This window comes from Citrobacter sp. wls710 (genome assembly GCF_005281115.1).
In the GTDB taxonomy this organism is placed as follows: Bacteria; Pseudomonadota; Gammaproteobacteria; order Enterobacterales; family Enterobacteriaceae; genus Citrobacter; species Citrobacter werkmanii.
The window spans coordinates 248,361-262,940 of sequence record NZ_SZXD01000007.1 but is presented as its reverse complement, the minus strand read 5'-3'; the positions used below and the strand labels follow the sequence as shown (position 1 = coordinate 262,940).

Genomic DNA, 14,580 nt, shown 5'->3' with positions numbered 1-14,580 from the left:
TGTCAGGACATAACGCGTGCGATTATTTGCTCAATTAAGCTGGTACTTCCGCCGGGAGTGGCGTCGCTACCTCGGGGCAGTGGCCTTGCTTATCATCATCGCTATCCTTCAGCTTATTCCGCCGAAAGTGGTCGGGATCATTGTGGATGGCGTGACGACTCAACGCTTCACCACCGAGCGGCTGCTGATGTGGGTGGGGACAATTGCCCTGATTGCCGTGGTGGTTTATTTGCTGCGCTATGTCTGGCGCGTGCTGCTGTTTGGCGCATCTTACCAACTGGCGGTTGAGTTGCGGGAAGATTATTACCGTCAGTTGAGTCGCCAGCATCCTGAATTTTATCTGCGTCACCGTACGGGCGATCTTATGGCGCGTGCCACCAACGATGTCGATCGGGTGGTGTTTGCCGCTGGCGAAGGCGTGCTGACGCTGGTGGATTCGCTGGTGATGGGATGTGCGGTGCTGATCGTGATGTCTACGCAGATAAGCTGGCAACTGACGCTTATTGCGCTACTGCCGATGCCGGTGATGGCGTTAATGATCAAACGTTACGGTGATCGACTCCATCACCGTTTTAAGCTGGCGCAGGCGGCGTTCTCCAGCCTCAACGATCGTACTCAGGAAAGTCTGACCAGTATTCGTATGATCAAGGCTTTTGGCCTGGAGGATCGGCAGTCAGCGTTATTTGCCGCAGATGCTGAAGACACCGGTAAGAAAAACCTGCGCGTGGCGCGCATTGACGCCCGCTTTGATCCCACGATTTATATCGCCATTGGGATGGCTAACTTGCTGGCGATTGCCGGGGGAAGCTGGATGGTGGTGCACGGTTCGCTGACGCTCGGCCAACTGACCAGCTTTATGATGTATCTCGGACTAATGATTTGGCCGATGCTGGCGCTGGCCTGGATGTTTAACATCGTCGAACGTGGCAGCGCCGCGTATAGCCGAATTCGCGCCATGCTGGCTGAAGCGCCGGTGGTGGATGACGGTACTGAACCGGTGCCGGAAGGACGCGGCGAGCTGGCGGTGGCGATTCGCGAGTTTTGCTACCCACAAACCACCCACCCGGCGCTGGAAAATGTGAATTTCCAGCTTAAACCTGGACAGATGCTGGGCATCTGTGGTCCGACTGGCGCGGGAAAAAGTACGGTGCTGTCGCTGATCCAGCGTCATTTTGATATCACCCAGGGCGATGTGCGCTTTCATGATATCCCGTTAACGCGCTTACAGCTGGATAGCTGGCGCAGCCGACTGGCGGTGGTTAGCCAGACGCCATTCCTGTTTTCAGATACCGTCGCCAATAACATCGCCTTAGGACGCCCGCAGGCCACGCAGGAAGAGATCGAACATGTGGCGCGCCTTGCCAGCGTTCATGAGGATATTTTACGTCTTCCTCAGGGCTATGACACCGAGGTGGGTGAACGCGGGGTGATGCTGTCCGGTGGGCAAAAACAGCGAATCTCTATTGCCCGTGCGCTGCTGTTGAACGCTGAAATTCTGATTCTGGATGATGCGCTGTCGGCAGTAGATGGTCGTACCGAGCATCAGATCCTGCATAACCTGCGCCAGTGGGGCGAAGGCAGAACCGTGATTATCAGCGCTCACCGTTTATCGGCTTTGACGGAAGCCAGCGAGATTATCGTGATGCAGCATGGGCATATTGCTCAGCGCGGTGAACATGAATCGTTAGTGCAGCAGCCTGGCTGGTATCGCGATATGTACCGTTATCAGCAGCTGGAAGCGGCGCTGTCCGATGCGCCAGAGATAAACGGGGAGGCGGCTAATGCGTAGTTTTGGGCAACTATGGCCGACCCTGAAAAGGCTGCTGAAGTACGGTTCGCCATGGCGAAAACCGCTGGCGATTGCGGTAGTCATGCTGTGGGTGGCGGCTGCGGCGGAAGTCAGCGGCCCGCTGCTGATTAGCTATTTTATCGATAACATGGTGGCGAAAAACAACCTGCCGCTGGCGATGGTCGCCGGGCTGGTTGCGGCGTATGTGGGATTGCAACTGCTGGCGGCGGGTCTGCATTATGCGCAGTCACTGTTATTTAATCAGGCGGCGGTTGGCGTGGTGCAACAGTTGCGCACTGATGTCATGGACGCTGCGCTGCGCCAGCCGCTCAGCGCCTTTGATACTCAGCCCGTCGGGCAGCTTATCTCACGTGTGACCAATGACACGGAAGTGATTCGTGACCTGTATGTGACGGTTGTGGCAACGGTTCTGCGCAGTGCGGCCTTGATCGGCGCGATGCTGGTGGCGATGTTCAGCCTGGAGTGGCGCATGGCGCTGGTCGCGATGATCATTTTCCCGGCGGTGCTGGTGGTGATGGTGATTTATCAACGTTACAGCACCCCGATTGTGCGCCGGGTGCGCGCTTATCTGGCGGATATTAACGATGGGTTTAACGAAGTCATCAACGGCATGAGTGTTATCCAGCAGTTCCGCCAGCAGGCGCGATTTGGCGAAAGAATGGGCGAGGCCAGCCGTTCGCACTATATGGCGCGGATGCAGACCCTGCGCCTGGATGGCTTTTTGCTGCGTCCGCTGCTTAGCCTTTTCTCGGCGCTGATCCTCTGCGGTTTATTGATGCTGTTCAGCTTTACCTCTGGCAGCTCCATCGAGGTTGGTGTGCTGTATGCGTTTATTAGCTATCTCGGGCGGTTGAACGAGCCGCTTATCGAGCTGACAACCCAGCAGTCAATGCTGCAGCAGGCGGTTGTCGCCGGTGAACGTGTGTTCGAATTGATGGATGGGCCACGTCAACGCTATGGTGAAGACGATCGCCCGCTCAAAAGCGGAGACATTGAGGTGGATAACGTTTCATTTGCCTATCGTGACGATAATCTGGTGCTGCAAAACATCAGTCTGTCCGTGCCTTCGCGTAGCTTTGTGGCCCTGGTCGGGCACACCGGCAGCGGCAAAAGTACGCTGGCCAGCCTGCTGATGGGATACTACCCGCTGACGCAGGGGGAAATCCGCCTTGATGGGAGACCGCTGTCTTCGCTGAGCCATGGTGTATTACGCCAGGGCATCGCGATGGTGCAGCAGGATCCGGTGGTGATGGCGGATACCTTCCTGGCAAACGTCACGCTGGGCCGCGATATCTCAGAAGCGCGGGTATGGCAGGCGCTGGAGACCGTGCAACTGGCGGAGCTGGCGCGCGGCCTGAGCGAGGGGATTCATACCCGGCTGGGCGAGCAGGGCAATAATCTCTCCGTTGGGCAAAAACAGCTGCTGGCGCTGGCGCGGGTGTTGGTTGAAACGCCGCAGGTACTGATCCTCGACGAAGCCACGGCCAGTATTGACTCCGGCACGGAACAGGCGATTCAGCAAGCGCTGGCGGCGGTGCGTGAACACACCACGCTGGTGGTGATTGCGCATCGCTTATCGACGATTGTCGATGCGGACACCATTCTGGTGCTGCACCGTGGACAGGCGGTTGAGCGAGGTACGCACCAGCAATTACTGGCGGCACAAGGCCGTTACTGGCAGATGTATCAACTGCAGCTGGCGGGCGAGGAGCTGGCAGCCAGTACGCAAGAGGATTCCATTATTGCCTGATAGCTGAGACCAACCCGGTATCGTAGGCCGGACGGCAATCAACAATCTGGTGCAAAAATGTAACGCACTATGCACCGTTATAGTGCGTTTTTTCTTTTTCTTCCCCAACGCCCCTCGGTTAGCCCGAACCATCCTGCCATTTTCATTCCTGGCACACCCCTTGCAGTATTCATCTGGTGTATCTGCAGCCACTACTGAATTCTGACTGGAGGGGATCTATGAAGCTGGTTACCGTGGTAATCAAACCGTTCAAACTGGAAGACGTCCGCGAAGCCTTGTCGTCTATTGGTATTCAGGGGCTGACCGTCACCGAAGTGAAGGGGTTTGGCCGACAGAAAGGTCATGCCGAGCTGTACCGTGGGGCTGAATATAGCGTCAATTTTTTGCCCAAGGTGAAGATTGATGTGGCGATTGCCGATGACCAACTGGATGAAGTGATCGATGTCATCAGCAAGGCGGCCTACACCGGAAAAATTGGCGACGGCAAAATCTTTGTCGCCGAGCTGCAACGCGTGATTCGTATTCGTACCGGCGAAACTGACGAAGCCGCACTGTAACGTCTGGCACACAGTGATAGGAAACCAAAAAATGAAGATAGCAACGATGAAAACAGGTATTGCTTCACTGGCGCTGTTGCCGGGACTGGCGATGGCGGCACCGGCGGTCGCGGACAAAGCGGATAACGCTTTTATGATGATCTGTACCGCGCTGGTGCTGTTTATGACCATTCCTGGCATTGCGCTGTTTTACGGCGGTTTGATTCGCGGTAAGAACGTGTTGTCGATGCTGACTCAGGTGACGGTGACATTTGCCCTGGTCTGTATTTTATGGGTGGTTTATGGCTACTCACTGGCCTTTGGCGAAGGGAATAATTTCTTCGGCAACTTCAACTGGGTATTGCTGAAGAACATCGCGTTGACGGCGGTCACGGGGAGCTTCTACCAGTACATTCACGTTGCTTTTCAGGGCTCTTTCGCCTGTATCACCGTTGGGCTTATCGTTGGGGCGCTGGCTGAGCGTATTCGCTTCTCGGCGGTACTGATTTTTGTGGTGGTGTGGTTAACGCTGTCTTACATCCCAATAGCCCATATGGTCTGGGGCGGCGGTTTGCTGGCTTCTCACGGCGCACTGGATTTTGCCGGCGGGACGGTTGTACATATCAACGCAGCGATTGCCGGTCTGGTGGGTGCTTATCTGATTGGTAAACGCGTCGGTTTTGGTAAAGAAGCCTTTAAACCGCATAACCTGCCGATGGTCTTCACCGGCACCGCCATTCTCTACATTGGCTGGTTTGGCTTTAACGCCGGTTCTGCGGGCATGGCGAATGAAATCGCTGCGCTGGCTTTCGTCAATACCGTGGTCGCCACCGCTGCCGCCATCCTCGGGTGGATCTTCGGGGAATGGGCGCTGCGCGGGAAGCCGTCTTTGCTGGGGGCCTGTTCTGGGGCCGTTGCGGGTCTGGTTGGCGTCACGCCTGCCTGTGGCTATATCGGTGTCGGCGGGGCGTTGATTATTGGCGTGGTAGCCGGTCTGGCGGGCCTGTGGGGAGTGACGATGTTGAAGCGTTTTCTGCGCGTGGACGATCCGTGTGACGTGTTTGGTGTTCATGGCGTATGCGGCATTGTCGGCTGTATCCTGACCGGGGTTTTTGCCGCCAGCTCGCTGGGGGGCGTGGGGTTTGCTGAGGGAGTGACCATGGGGCATCAGCTGCTGGTGCAACTGGAAAGCGTGGCGATTACCATCGTCTGGTCCGGCGTGGTGGCCTTCATCGGTTATAAACTGGCAGATATGACGGTGGGTCTGCGCGTACCAGAAGAGCAGGAACGCGAAGGTCTGGATGTGAACAGTCACGGCGAGAACGCTTACAACGCCTGATTTCTCAATATGCCGGATGGCGCTAACGTTTATCCGGCCTACAACGATGTAGTCTGTAGGCCGGATAAGGCATCAATTGCGATTACGCATTACCCCTTCCTGTACGGTAGAAGCGACCAGCACGCCATCCTGGGTATAAAATTCCCCGCGCACAAAGCCCCGGGCACCGGAGGCGGAAGTACTTTCGACGTTATACAGCAGCCATTCATTGATATTGAACGGACGATGGAACCACATTGAGTGGTCAATGGTGGCGATCTGAATCCCTTTTTCCAGGAAACCAATCCCGTACGGTTGCAGCGCGACGGGCAGGAAGTTCAGGTCAGAGGCATAACCCAGCAGATACTGATGGACGCGCAGATCGTCTTGCAGCTGACCGTTGGCGCGGATCCATACCTGACGGGTCGGAGGTGCGACATGACCTTTTAAGGGGTTATGAAACTCCACCGGGCGCACTTCCAACGGACGATCGTTGATGAACTTTTCTTTCAATAACGGTGGCAGAAGATGCGCCACTGAGCGGGCAATTTCTGTTTCTGATTTCAGCTCATCGGGACCCGGCGCATCTGGCATCGTTTTCTGATGTTCAAACCCGTCTTCCGGTGCCTGAAAGGAGGCGGTCATGTAAAAAATGGGTTTGCCATTCTGGATTGCGGCAACGCGGCGCGCGCTGAAGCTGTTACCATCACGCAGGACTTCTACATCATAAATGATGGGTTTTTGGCTATCGCCGGGGCGTAAAAAGTAGCTGTGAAAGGAGTGCACCAGACGTTCTTCCGGAACGGTTTCTTTCGCGGCATACAGCGCCTGACCGACAACCTGTCCGCCAAAAACCTGACGTAATCCTAAGTCTTCACTTTGGCCGCGAAAGAGCCCTTCTTCAATTTTTTCCAGATTTAACAATGTCAGCAAATTTTTGAGTGCCAGACTCATAGGAGCTCTCCAGGTGATATCGATGTCGCGCGAGTTAGGCAGAGTATAACGCAATTTTAAAAGTGGTCCGATGGGTGCAATTGTCTGAATTACGGGCCTATTACAGGCAAAAACAGCTGTCTTGTGCCACACTTAATCACGTTATGTTTTTGTTAACCACTCTTCTGGCGAGGAAAGTTCTCGCTGGTGCATAGATGATAAGGAGAATTTAATGAAACTCGTGCACATGGTAAGTGGTTTAGCGGTTGCAGTCTCTCTGGCAGCCTGCGCCGATAAAAGTGCAGATATTCAGACACCTGCGCCAAGCCCTAATACGTCAATTTCTGACACACAGTCTAAAATTCAGCAGCCCAATGTCTCTGGTACGGTATGGATCCGCCAGAAAGTGGCCCTGCCACCGGATGCGGTGCTGACCGTCACGCTGTCGGATGCGTCGCTGGCCGATGCGCCGTCAAAAGTGCTATCGCAAAAAGCGGTGCGTACTGAAGGTAAGCAAGCGCCATTCAGCTTCGTATTACCGTTTAACCCGGCAGATATTCAGCCCAACGCGCGTATTCTGCTGAGTGCGGCAATTACGGTGAATGGCAAACTGGTCTTTATTACCGATACCGTTCAGACGGTTATCAATCAGGGTGGGACGAAAGCCGACCTGACTTTGGTTCCCGTGCAGCAGACCGCAGTCCCGCTTAATGCTGGCGGCGGCGCAACCACCACGGTGCCTTCGACCTCACCAACCCAGGTGACCCCGTCTTCTGCCGTTCCTGCACCCACGCAGTATTAAGGCAGTCGTAACCCTCTCCATGAGGAGAGGGTTAGTACACCCAGCGATAGCGCTGTAAATCGATTTGCCCACTGCCGGAAACGACAATGCCTTCTGCCAGCAACGCCTGACGTTGTCGTTGCAGATCGGGGCCCGTCAGTGAAATAGCACCGTGGCGATTGACGACCCGATGCCAGGGCAGGGAACTACCTTCGGGGAGACGCTTAAGCACGCCGCCCACCTGGCGCGCAGCGCGCGGCGATCCGGCAAGTCTGGCGACATCGCCATAGGTAGTGACGAATCCTTCGGGGATTGACGCGACAATTTGCCAGACGCGTTGGGGGAAAGTGTCTTGTATATCCATCATTTATTCCTGCGCTAATCCTTCAGCATAATCCTGAATGGCGAGTGAGTGAAGTCGCATTGCGCAAGAAAACAGCATCCGATGCTGGATGGGTTGCATTTACAGGGTGCAGCAGTGATAATGCGCCTGCGCGTTGGTTAACAACGCTCTCAATGGGGGCTCTGTTGGTTCTCCCGCAACACTACTCTGTTTACCAGGTCAGGTCCGGAAGGAAGCAGCCAAGGCAGATGACGTGTGTGCCGGGATGTAGCTGGCAGGGCCCCCACCCAATTCTGCCGTCCGGCAATTTCCTTTCTGTTTATCTTCTTTTCTTTGTCACCGTATCGTCATTTTATTGTCATCAAATGCTGTCAATGTGTTTCGGGGATGTTGTTTGACGCTTTTACCGTCGCCGATCACAAGGATTTTTTACAATGTCGACTGCTGTACTGAATGTCAAAATTGATGAAGCGCTGAAAGAAAAACTTCGTCATTACGCCGAAGTGCATAATGAAAATTTAAGTGTCGCGACGGAAAAGCTGCTGCTGATAGCATTTTCTGCCGTTGAAGAGGCGGGAGTCTCCGCTGAGGATATCGACAGCCAGCATACGGAAGAATCCGTCGTTGACGCACTGACTCCTAAAGAAATCAAAGCATTGCGCAGATTACTGAAGAAGAAAAAATGAAACAACAATCGCTCTCAACCGCCTGTAATTACGGCGAAGCCTGTGAATTGCTGCGTTCCGGCTATGTGAAACATGTTCGCCTGAGCTGGAATGTCGGCAGCGATGAGTTCTTCCGTATTGCTTCCGACTGGTGTGATGCCGGGGCAAAAATTAAGAAGGACGGTGAGAATTTTGTGATTTCCCTGAAAGGTTTTCCGGTTCCTCCGCAGCTGTAATATTGCCCGGACTTCCTTGTCCGTTACGGCATACAAGGGCGAGTCCTTTGGCTCGTCGCTTAAATTATTTTGCGCATTTTCCCGCTGCTGGCTTGCAAACGCAGGTTATCCCAAATGGGTTGCAACACCCTGAAGGCGGCGCGTGCTGTATCATCCGGCAATGTGAAGGGCATGCGCAAAAAACGATCGAATGCGCCATCGAGGCCGAAGCGCGTACCGGTTCCTAACTGAATCCCCGCGCTTTCGGCGCGCGTGGCAAAGAGCGTCGCCAGCGTATCGGGCAGTTCGACCCAGAAAGAGAGTCCTCCTTGTGGTTGGGTAAACTGCCATTCCGGGAAATGTGTATGCATCAGACTGGAACACAGGTCGCGCTGCGATGTCAGCAACCGTCTTCTGTCAGGCAGAAAGCGCTCAGCGTTATCCAACAACCAACGGGTGGCGAGTTGTTCAAGTACCGGAGAGCCCAAATCGAAGGTGTCGCGGGTTTGTACCAGGGCGGCAATTGTTCGTGACGAAGCCCGAATCCAACCCAAACGTAATCCTCCCCAAAAGCTTTTCCCTGCCGAACCCAGTAAAATGATTGGGGCATCGCGATTGAACGCGGCAAGCGGCGGTGGTGGCGGGGCGTCGTACCACAGGTTCACCATCGTCTCATCGACTACCAACGTGGTACGCGTTCTTTCGGCAATATCTGCGACAACCTGGCGGGTTGCGGCGTCCATGCAGCGCCCGGTCGGGTTATGAAAGTCTGGCATCAGGTAGGCCATTCTGGGCGCCGTTTGCGCGATGGTGGCGACCAGACCGGCCGTATCCCAACCCTGCTCGGGTAGCGACACGCCAACAGGCCGACAGGACGCGCCCTGAATAGCGGCAATCGCCAGCGGATACGTGGGGTGATCAACGACGACGCGATCGCCAGGACCTGTCAGCAAACGCAGGAGCAGCGCCAGACCGCTGACCGCGCCATTCACCACCATTATTTCATCGGGCTGCGTGGGGAGTCCGCGCTCGCAATAATGCCGGGCGATGGATTCACGTAAAGCTGCCAGCCCCTGCGGCAGATACCCGGAACTCAGCAGATGTTGCGGCATCGCGAACAACGCTTGCTGATAAGCCTGATGAATTTCGGGACCGGCACTGAGCGCTGCCGTGGACAAATCAAGCGCAGTGCCAGCGCTGGTTCGCGTTGGCACATGGCGAATGTGTTCCGGCAGAATAACCCGTGAACCGCTCCCATGACGGCTCTCCAGATAGCCTTCCTCACGCAGTTGTGCCATAGCACTGGCAACGGTGGTTCGGCTCACTTCCAGAACGGCAGCGAGTTCACGCTCGCCGGGCAAGCGGCTATCCAGCGCCAGACGACCATCGAGAATCAATAGACGTAGCGCTTCTGCCAGCTGTCGCCAGAGGGGCGTTCGCGAAGGGCTTTCCTGCCAGTGGCCGAGCAGGCGCTGCAAAGACTGACTTCCATAACGGCGAGATGACATAGCAGTCCACTTTTTGAAAACTGGACATTAATCATAGTGCCAATTACGGGGAAGATGAAAGCTATCTGAGAGTGAGAGGGAAAAAGCATGCTGCGTCGTTTACTTCAGCTGTATATCGGTCTGGCGCTGTACGGTGTGTCGACGGCCATGTTTGTTCGTGCCGATTTAGGGGCCGATCCGTGGAACGTATTTCACCTGGGCGTGGCCAATTTACTGTCGATGAATATCGGCGTGGTGATTATTGTCGTAGGCGTGTTGGTGCTGCTGGCGTGGATACCGCTACGCCAGCGTCCCGGATTTGGCACCCTGAGCAATGTCATTATGATTGGGCTGGCTGCAGATGCCGCGCTGGTAGTGATCCCGGGATTTGAATCCCTGCTGGCGCGCAGCGGCCTGCTGGTGATGGCGGTGATACTGAATGCATTAGCCACCAGTTTATACATTGGCGCTGGTTTTGGCGCGGGCCCACGGGACGGTCTGATGACCGGTATTCACGCACGTACCGGATGGCCGGTACGACGCATTCGCACCACCATTGAAGTGTCAGTGTTGCTTATCGGTTGGTTGTTGGGGGGGACCGTGGGGGTGGGCACGGTATTGTATGCGCTGGCTATTGGGCCGTTAATTCAGATTTGCCTGCCGTGGTTTCGCCATCAGCCACAGTCGCGCATTCGTGTCAGGAGTGAGTCTGGGGCACGATCGTCCGCTGGCGACTAAACTTAACCTCGACTGACGCGGCCAGAATCGGCTTGCCGCGCAGTAAACTTCGGAGGTTTTTCTCATGAAGTATGTTGATGGTTTTGTGGTTGCCGTACCCGCTGAAAATAAGGAGGCGTACATTGCGATGGCGGCAAAAGCAGCTCCGCTTTTCAAGGAGTTCGGCGCATTACGCGTGGTGGAGTGCTGGGCTGATGATGTCCCCGACGGCAAATTGACCGATTTTCGCATGGCAGTGAAAGCGCAGGATCATGAAGAGGTGGTATTCAGCTGGATTGAATACCCATCCAAAGAGGTCCGCGATGCGGCGAATCAGAAGATGATGTCCGATCCCCGTATGAAGGAATTCGGTGAATCTATGCCATTTGATGGCAAGCGAATGATCTACGGTGGATTTGCGCCCATTATGGACGAGTGATGTGACTGGCTGTGCGGCGTGCCGCCAGCCATCTCAACATCAACAGCCCTGTTAAAGCCGTTTTTCAGCCCACAGAATAAATTCCGCTTTTGGCAGTGCCTTACTGTAAAGCCAGCCCTGACCATACTGCACGCCATGTTGTCGTAGCCAGGCTTCCTGATTTTCAGTTTCGATACCTTCTGCCACCATTTCCAGCTTCAGCGTTTTGGCAATCTCAATGATATGCGGCGTCACGTTGTTGTACTCCAGGGCATCAACAAAGGATTTATCTATCTTCAGGATGTCCACATCCAGATCCTGTAAATAGCTCAGGCTGGAATAGCCGGTACCAAAGTCATCGATGTATATTGAGTGTCCCGCCTGACGATATTTAGCAATAAACGGCGCGCTGTTTTTCGGATCGGCAAACTCGCGTTCGGTCAGTTCCAGCGCGATTTGCGCTGGCTTAAGCTGCCAGTGTTTTACCTTCTGGCCTAACAGAGCGGGAAGCGTTTCAGAAGCCAGATCGGCTGACTCAAGGTTAATGGAGATATGCTGATCCGGATGTTGACGCAGCCATTTTCCTAAATCGTCAAATACGCTTTCAATTATCAAACGCGTGAGGGGTTTTGTCAGTCCGGTCTCCTGCGCCATCGCGACAAAAATTTCGGGCGACAAATAGCTCCCATCGGCCTGCTGCCAACGGGCCAGCGCTTCTGCCCCGACCACTTTTCCCGTTGTGAGTGAGATAATCGGCTGGTAATGGACCTTGATATCCCGATTCTGGATGGCATCCTGCAACTGGTGATGGGGGGACTGTAAGCGGCGCAAAATGCGCAGAATAAAGGCGGCGGTAAGCAGGCCGATGATAATCCCTGCCGGGACCCAGATCAGGGCCTGTCGGTGCCAGGTTTTTTGTAAGGGTAGGGTAGATGCCCAGGTGACGATCGTGATGCCCAGTTCGGGGAAGGGGCGAGCATTAAAAATACTGCTACCTTTCTGAAAATGAGTGATCGAATGTTCTTGTTTCACGTGTTGCAAAACGTCTGATGGCAGCGCGGCGCTACTGGCAACCACCACGTTGCGTGCGGTGCCAATGATTGTGACTTCTATCGGCCATGAGCCAAACGGGATGACGTCAATAAAGGAGCCCGGATCGACCATCACAACATAATGCTCGCTACCTAAAGCTGCCATAAAACGCTTGATGCCCAAATCATTTTGCGTAGTAAGCCATGCGCGATATCCATCCGGCGTGACTTTCATTGCTGGTGGAAATGCGGCAGCCTGGCTGTTTTTTTCCAGAGATGAACATTGCGGAACATTGTCTTTGAGATACAGCACTTCCTGAATATAGCGATAGCTATATGACAAGCGACGCATTTCCAGCAGATGCTCGTCACTACAAGGCACCCCCTGAAAGGATTCTATGTGGCGTAATGCTTTCCTGGCCTGCTCGCCGACGCGTTCCGTGCGCAATGCGACTCGTGTTGAGAACATATCGAGTTCATCGATAAATTTTGTTTCGACCTGACGATGTGCCAGCCACAAGCTTAAACCTACGGGCGCGAGAATAGAAAGAAACAGCACCCCGGTTACCAGGCTTATCAGATGTCGTGTTGTCACAATGATATCCTTATTAACACAGCGTAAGGAAAGTATATCTGAAAGCCGAAAAAGCTATTCGATTGGCATCATATATTTAGGGCCACTTATCATCCCGTTTGTTTGTCCGTAGCGTAAATCAGGTTGTGATTTAAACAAGAGTGGTGTATTTTTATGGTTATGTTATAACGTAACAATTAAGGTTGCCATGAAACCGGATATCCATCCTTTTTATCGTACCGTGGTGTTTCACGATACCAGTGCCAATGAATATTTTAAGGTCGGTTCGACCATCAAAACCGAACGTGAGATTGAGTTCGAGGGGAAAACGTACCCGTATGTGACTCTCGATATCTCATCTAAGTCACATCCGTACTACACCGGAAAACAAAAGACCTTTGATAACGAAGGTAGCGCAGCGCGCTTCCAGAAACGTTTTGGTCATTTTATTGGCGCTAAGCGAGGTTAAAATGCAGGTACTCAATTCGCTTCGCAGCGCAAAACAGCGGCACCCTGACTGCCAGATAGTGAAACGCAAAGGGCGCTTGTATGTTATCTGTAAAACGAATCCGCGATTTAAAGCGGTACAGGGCCGTAAAAAAAGACGTTAGTTTCATTGCCAGCATTCAGGGATTAAAGTGCGTTTCCTTCACAGGGACGCACTTTTTTATGGTAACGGCGAAATTACTGGCTGGCCTGCGGGCGGGTGAGCGTAAACACATCGTAGAACGAGAGTTCGCCTTTACGTGAAATCATCTTTTGCAGCTGTGCTTTATGTTCGCTATCAACTGAAGGGGAGTGCAAAATAGAGTCGATGAGTGAGGAGGGAACAAAACGCGTGTTGTACCATTCACCGTTATAGCAAACTCTGAAATCGAGGACGTCGATGTCTTCATAGCGATAGCGCGGCGCCACGTCGAAAAAGAAAAAGCCGTTAAGTATGACAAACAGTACTACCAGCAGCCATACCGAATCGACCAGTGTTTCTGACTGTAGCATTACCGCCAGCGTAGCAAACCACGCCACATACATACCGATAAACAGCCCCGGATGTTTGCGAATAAAGCTGATGCTAAAGCGCGGTTTGTTGTCGCGCTTCTCGCGAATATTTAAGTCGTCGATTGTTTCGGTAAGCAGGCGCTGTATTTCTGTCATCTCTTGCCTTCGTGATATCTGCAAAATTCAGGAGGGATCGCCCTATTTTAAAAGGGGACACCTTCTGAAGAAAGTAACAGATTAACCACAATTTAGCATAACAGTTACATTTAAGATCACAGTGTTTTGATGATCCTCGCGGGATTACCGCCGACTACGCTGTTTGCCGGAACACTTTTCGTCACCACCGCGCCAGATGCTACAACGACATTATCTCCGAGCGTTACGCCTGGATTTATTACTGCACGTCCGCCTATCCAGACGTTGTTGCCAATAGTGACGGGTTTTCCCAGCTCCAGCCCGCTGTTGCGTTCGGTCGCATCCAGCGGATGCGTGGCTGTGTAGATATGGACGCCGGGTGCCAGCATGCAGTTATCGCCAATATGGATTGGACAGACATCAAGCATGACGCAGTCGAAGTTGGCGTAAAATTCTTTACCGAGGTAGATGTTATAACCGTAATCACAGCGGAAAGAGGGTTCAATATACGCGGCCTCGCTTTGGCCCAACAGATCATGCAGGATGGCCTGACGCTCACTTTTTGCGTCTGGCGCAGTAAGATTATAGCGATGGGTCAACTGACGAGCGCGTAGTCGGTCGTCGCGCAACGTTTCATCCGCCGGGCGATAGAGTTCACCGGCGATCATTTTCTGCTTTTCTTTACTCATTACGAATTCCCTGTGTACTGATGAACATTTCAGCACAGTAAAACGCAATGCAAATAAGGGGAACGTTCCCGTTGCTTCACTGTGATCGTAGTCACGTGATTTGAATTAAATAACCATTGTAAATGCGAAAATGGTCAGTCAGACAAATGTACCGCTATACCTGACTTAACCTTGAGAAC

Annotated in this window: 16 protein-coding genes, 1 other RNA gene and 1 pseudogene; 12 read left to right on the top strand and 6 right to left on the bottom strand. The window is 53.5% G+C overall.

What is annotated here, in order from left to right; genetic code table 11:
• Window positions 1–16 precede the first annotated feature (16 nt).
• The 4 genes from FDX14_RS03405 (at window position 17) to amtB (ending at window position 5,435) form a co-directional block, all read left to right on the top strand.
• Window positions 17–1,789, top strand: coding sequence for a SmdA family multidrug ABC transporter permease/ATP-binding protein (locus FDX14_RS03405; protein WP_061381564.1), 1,773 nt, complete (start codon window positions 17–19; stop codon window positions 1,787–1,789).
• Complete coding sequence (locus tag FDX14_RS03400) at window positions 1,782–3,560, top strand: SmdB family multidrug efflux ABC transporter permease/ATP-binding protein (RefSeq protein ID WP_137348994.1); 1,779 nt, start codon at window positions 1,782–1,784, stop codon at window positions 3,558–3,560. Before FDX14_RS03405 ends, FDX14_RS03400 begins: the two co-directional genes overlap by 8 nt.
• Before the next feature lie 218 nt (window positions 3,561–3,778).
• A complete protein-coding gene (gene glnK / locus FDX14_RS03390; RefSeq protein WP_006685697.1) occupies window positions 3,779–4,117 on the top strand; it encodes a P-II family nitrogen regulator in 339 nt (112 codons plus the stop codon).
• Window positions 4,118–4,148: 31 nt separating this feature from the next.
• The gene (gene amtB, locus FDX14_RS03385) at window positions 4,149–5,435 is read left to right on the top strand and encodes an ammonium transporter AmtB (protein WP_042310082.1); all 1,287 of its coding nucleotides are present in this window, start codon (window positions 4,149–4,151) and stop codon (window positions 5,433–5,435) included.
• A gap of 72 nt (window positions 5,436–5,507) precedes the next feature.
• On the opposite strand, the gene tesB is transcribed toward amtB, so the two are convergent.
• A complete protein-coding gene (gene tesB / locus FDX14_RS03380) occupies window positions 5,508–6,368 on the bottom strand; it encodes an acyl-CoA thioesterase II (RefSeq protein ID WP_042310080.1) in 861 nt (286 codons plus the stop codon).
• 211 nt (window positions 6,369–6,579) lie between these two features.
• On the opposite strand from tesB, the gene FDX14_RS03375 reads away from it, so the two are divergent.
• On the top strand, window positions 6,580–7,149 hold the full coding sequence (locus tag FDX14_RS03375) for a YbaY family lipoprotein (protein ID WP_042310078.1): 570 nt from the start codon (window positions 6,580–6,582) through the stop codon (window positions 7,147–7,149).
• 31 nt (window positions 7,150–7,180) lie between these two features.
• Here FDX14_RS03375 and FDX14_RS03370 read toward each other — a convergent pair.
• Window positions 7,181–7,570: pseudogene (locus tag FDX14_RS03370) on the bottom strand (MGMT family protein).
• A gap of 84 nt (window positions 7,571–7,654) precedes the next feature.
• On the opposite strand from FDX14_RS03370, the gene ffs reads away from it, so the two are divergent.
• The 3 genes from ffs to FDX14_RS03355 all read left to right on the top strand — a co-directional run bounded on the left by ffs (window position 7,655) and on the right by FDX14_RS03355 (window position 8,372).
• Window positions 7,655–7,751: signal recognition particle sRNA small type (ffs, locus tag FDX14_RS03365), an RNA gene on the top strand.
• Window positions 7,752–7,905: 154 nt separating this feature from the next.
• Window positions 7,906–8,157, top strand: coding sequence for a hypothetical protein (locus FDX14_RS03360; RefSeq protein ID WP_038638313.1), 252 nt, complete (start codon window positions 7,906–7,908; stop codon window positions 8,155–8,157).
• Window positions 8,154–8,372: a hypothetical protein gene (locus FDX14_RS03355; RefSeq protein WP_042310063.1), complete on the top strand. Its 219-nt coding sequence runs from the start codon at window positions 8,154–8,156 to the stop codon at window positions 8,370–8,372. The genes FDX14_RS03360 and FDX14_RS03355 overlap by 4 nt, the downstream gene beginning before the upstream one ends.
• A gap of 59 nt (window positions 8,373–8,431) precedes the next feature.
• On the opposite strand, the gene yczR is transcribed toward FDX14_RS03355, so the two are convergent.
• On the bottom strand, window positions 8,432–9,859 hold the full coding sequence (gene yczR / locus FDX14_RS03350) for a MocR-like transcription factor YczR (RefSeq protein WP_137348992.1): 1,428 nt from the start codon (window positions 9,857–9,859) through the stop codon (window positions 8,432–8,434).
• A gap of 87 nt (window positions 9,860–9,946) precedes the next feature.
• Here yczR and yczE point away from each other — a divergent pair, with 87 nt between their 5' ends.
• Both yczE and FDX14_RS03340 read left to right on the top strand, forming a co-directional pair.
• The gene (gene yczE, locus FDX14_RS03345; RefSeq protein WP_137348991.1) at window positions 9,947–10,576 is read left to right on the top strand and encodes a membrane protein YczE; all 630 of its coding nucleotides are present in this window, start codon (window positions 9,947–9,949) and stop codon (window positions 10,574–10,576) included.
• 64 nt (window positions 10,577–10,640) lie between these two features.
• Window positions 10,641–10,994: a DUF1428 domain-containing protein gene (locus FDX14_RS03340; RefSeq protein WP_042310059.1), complete on the top strand. Its 354-nt coding sequence runs from the start codon at window positions 10,641–10,643 to the stop codon at window positions 10,992–10,994.
• 51 nt (window positions 10,995–11,045) lie between these two features.
• Here FDX14_RS03340 and pdeB read toward each other — a convergent pair whose 3' ends face one another.
• On the bottom strand, window positions 11,046–12,599 hold the full coding sequence (pdeB, locus tag FDX14_RS03335) for a cyclic di-3',5'-guanosine monophosphate phosphodiesterase PdeB (RefSeq protein WP_042310056.1): 1,554 nt from the start codon (window positions 12,597–12,599) through the stop codon (window positions 11,046–11,048).
• A gap of 187 nt (window positions 12,600–12,786) precedes the next feature.
• Between pdeB and FDX14_RS03330 the strand changes: the two genes are divergently transcribed.
• Both FDX14_RS03330 and ykgO read left to right on the top strand, forming a co-directional pair.
• Entirely contained in the window at window positions 12,787–13,047 is a 261-nt protein-coding gene (locus tag FDX14_RS03330; RefSeq protein ID WP_038638331.1) for a type B 50S ribosomal protein L31, read from the top strand.
• 1 nt (window position 13,048) lies between these two features.
• Entirely contained in the window at window positions 13,049–13,189 is a 141-nt protein-coding gene (ykgO, locus tag FDX14_RS03325; RefSeq protein WP_005125190.1) for a type B 50S ribosomal protein L36, read from the top strand.
• Between the two features lie 73 nt (window positions 13,190–13,262).
• Here ykgO and FDX14_RS03320 read toward each other — a convergent pair whose 3' ends face one another.
• Together FDX14_RS03320 and maa are read right to left on the bottom strand one after the other, a co-directional pair.
• Window positions 13,263–13,733, bottom strand: coding sequence for a YlaC family protein (locus FDX14_RS03320; RefSeq protein WP_042310054.1), 471 nt, complete (start codon window positions 13,731–13,733; stop codon window positions 13,263–13,265).
• Window positions 13,734–13,849: 116 nt separating this feature from the next.
• Complete coding sequence (maa, locus tag FDX14_RS03315) at window positions 13,850–14,401, bottom strand: maltose O-acetyltransferase (protein WP_137348990.1); 552 nt, start codon at window positions 14,399–14,401, stop codon at window positions 13,850–13,852.
• Window positions 14,402–14,580: the final 179 nt, after the last annotated feature.

Coding starts and splice junctions, on each gene's coding strand:
- yczE (WP_137348991.1), top strand. CDS start 9,947: ATGCTGCGTCGTTTACTTCAGCTGTATATCGGTCTGGCGCTGTACGGT.
- FDX14_RS03400 (WP_137348994.1), top strand. CDS start 1,782: ATGCGTAGTTTTGGGCAACTATGGCCGACCCTGAAAAGGCTGCTGAAG.
- FDX14_RS03375 (WP_042310078.1), top strand. CDS start 6,580: ATGAAACTCGTGCACATGGTAAGTGGTTTAGCGGTTGCAGTCTCTCTG.
- maa (WP_137348990.1), bottom strand. CDS start 14,401: ATGAGTAAAGAAAAGCAGAAAATGATCGCCGGTGAACTCTATCGCCCG.
- FDX14_RS03340 (WP_042310059.1), top strand. CDS start 10,641: ATGAAGTATGTTGATGGTTTTGTGGTTGCCGTACCCGCTGAAAATAAG.
- tesB (WP_042310080.1), bottom strand. CDS start 6,368: ATGAGTCTGGCACTCAAAAATTTGCTGACATTGTTAAATCTGGAAAAA.
- amtB (WP_042310082.1), top strand. CDS start 4,149: ATGAAGATAGCAACGATGAAAACAGGTATTGCTTCACTGGCGCTGTTG.
- FDX14_RS03360 (WP_038638313.1), top strand. CDS start 7,906: ATGTCGACTGCTGTACTGAATGTCAAAATTGATGAAGCGCTGAAAGAA.
- ykgO (WP_005125190.1), top strand. CDS start 13,049: ATGCAGGTACTCAATTCGCTTCGCAGCGCAAAACAGCGGCACCCTGAC.
- FDX14_RS03320 (WP_042310054.1), bottom strand. CDS start 13,733: ATGACAGAAATACAGCGCCTGCTTACCGAAACAATCGACGACTTAAAT.
- glnK (WP_006685697.1), top strand. CDS start 3,779: ATGAAGCTGGTTACCGTGGTAATCAAACCGTTCAAACTGGAAGACGTC.
- yczR (WP_137348992.1), bottom strand. CDS start 9,859: ATGTCATCTCGCCGTTATGGAAGTCAGTCTTTGCAGCGCCTGCTCGGC.
- FDX14_RS03330 (WP_038638331.1), top strand. CDS start 12,787: ATGAAACCGGATATCCATCCTTTTTATCGTACCGTGGTGTTTCACGAT.
- FDX14_RS03355 (WP_042310063.1), top strand. CDS start 8,154: ATGAAACAACAATCGCTCTCAACCGCCTGTAATTACGGCGAAGCCTGT.